The sequence below is a fragment of the Herbaspirillum sp. B65 genome, assembly GCF_000333555.1.
Taxonomy (GTDB): domain Bacteria; phylum Pseudomonadota; class Gammaproteobacteria; order Burkholderiales; family Burkholderiaceae_D; genus Herbaspirillum; species Herbaspirillum rubrisubalbicans.
This window is the reverse complement of record NZ_BADI01000985.1, coordinates 1-1,977: the sequence shown is the minus strand read 5'-3', so window position 1 is coordinate 1,977 and position 1,977 is coordinate 1. Positions and strand designations below refer to the sequence as shown.

The 1,977-nt window shown below is 64.2% G+C and carries 1 protein-coding gene and 1 pseudogene; one reads left to right on the top strand and one right to left on the bottom strand.

Annotated elements, in window-relative coordinates; translation table 11 throughout:
* Positions 1-1,004, bottom strand: a 1,004-nt coding sequence (locus I5W_RS23160) for an aminotransferase-like domain-containing protein (protein ID WP_044531015.1), incomplete at its 3' end; no start/stop codon positions are given.
* Positions 1,005-1,191: 187 nt separating this feature from the next.
* Here I5W_RS23160 and I5W_RS23155 point away from each other — a divergent pair.
* Positions 1,192-1,977 (top strand): annotated as a pseudogene (locus I5W_RS23155) (hydroxymethylglutaryl-CoA reductase, degradative); the annotation flags it as partial.

Here is a 1,977-nt window from a genome sequence, read left to right as displayed (position 1 = left end):
AGCATCTTGATGTCGGCCAGGTCGCTGGCCAGATCCCGATGGCAGGCGATGAAGCCCACCCGCAAAGCGGCCGAGACCGACTTGGAAAAGCTGCCGATGTAGAGCGTGCGGCGCAACTGGTCCAGGGTCGCAATGCGTGGCGCGGTGGCGGGCTTGAAGTCGGCGAAGGCATCGTTTTCAACGATCAGGGCATCGTAGCGGTCAGCCAGTTGCAAGATTTTATGGGCCTTGTGCGGCGAGGTGTCGGAGGCGGTGGGATTGTGTGCCAGCGACTGGGTGAAGAACAGCGGCGGCTTGCCCGATGCCTTCAGCTCACGCTCCAGCGCTTCGATGTCGGGGCCGTCCGCCTGGCGCCGGATGCCAACGATGCGCGCACCGGAGAGCTTCAACTTACCGTACAACATGTAGTAACCGGGCTCATCGACCAGCACCCGGTCGCCGGGACGGATGAAGTGGCGGATCACGATATCCAATGCCTGGTTGGCACCGTGAGTGAGCACGAGCTGGCTGCTGGCGGCCTCGATGCCATGCTGCGCGAGCTTGTGCACCAGGTGCTGGCGCAGCGGCAGGTAGCCGAAGCGGCTGCCATAGCCGAACAGCGCGCCCATGCCGGTGCGCACCACCTTCTGCTGGAACTTGTCCAGCCGCACGTCATGCAGCCACTCCACCGGCGGGAAGCCATCACCCAGGCGCAGATGGCCGGGATCGTGCTTCAACTGCTCGCGCATGAGCCAGACCACGTCCATGGCGCGGCTCAGGCTGCGCTCCTCCTCTTCCTTGGGACGCGGCGGCGTGGCACACACGAAGAAACCCGCGCCGCGCCGGGGCTCGACCACACCCTGCGCCGTCAACTCCTCGAAGACGTTGACGATGGTGTTCTTGGCACAGCCATGCTGCGAGGCCAGCGCGCGGATCGACGGCAGGCGGCTGCCCGGAGGATAGGCGCCATCGGCGATCTGGCGGCGGATCGACTGCGCCAGGGTCTGGGTGAGGGTCTGGGCCATGGCATGGGATCGTTTGATCTTGCTGCAATGCAAAGGGATTGTCCTGGATACAGTTGCCTGACTGTTGGCAGCAACTGTATCCATGCGCAATGGTACACCCTTGCTATTCTGCCCGTGTCGGAGAAGGCCGATACCACGGCCCTGCCCGCCCAAACCTTCATATAACGACAAAAAGTGAGACAAGCGTATGCACAGTGATGCCCACCCTGCCCAGCTCATGGACTCGCGCCTGCCTGGTTTGCGCACGATGACCCCTCCCCAACGCCTGGCCGAGGTAGCCCGCGTGACCGGCCTGGACGAGCACGCGCAGAAACTGCTGGGCGAGCCGGGCGGCCTGCCGCTGGCCACCGCCAATGGCATGATCGAAAACGTGGTCGGTACTTTCCAGTTGCCGCTGGGCGTGGCTGCCAACTTCCAGCTCAATGGCCGCGACGTGCTGGTGCCGATGGCGGTGGAAGAACCGTCCGTGGTGGCTGCGGCGTCCTTCATGGCCAAGCTGGTACGCACCTGTGGCGGCTTCCAGACCTCCAGCAGCGCGCCACTCATGCGCGCCCAGATCCAGTTGATCGGCGTGAGCGATCCGCATGGCGCGCGGCTGGCCATCCTCAAGGAGCGCCAGGCCATCATCGCCATCGCCAACAGCCGCGACCAGTTGCTCACCCAGTTGGGCGGCGGCTGCCGCGACATCGAAGTGCATGTCTTCCCCGATACCCGGCGCGGTGCCATGGTGGTGACGCACTTGATCGTGGACGTGCGTGATGCAATGGGCGCCAATACCGTCAATACCATGGCCGAAGCAGTGGCCGGCCACATCGAAGAGATCACCGCCGGCAAGGTGCGCCTGCGCATCCTCTCCAACCTGGCCGACCTGCGCCTGGCCAGGGCAAGAGTGAAGGTTTCTGCAGAGGTACTGGCCACCAACGCCTACCGCGGCGAAGAGGTCATCGATGGCATCGTCGATGCCTATGAATTG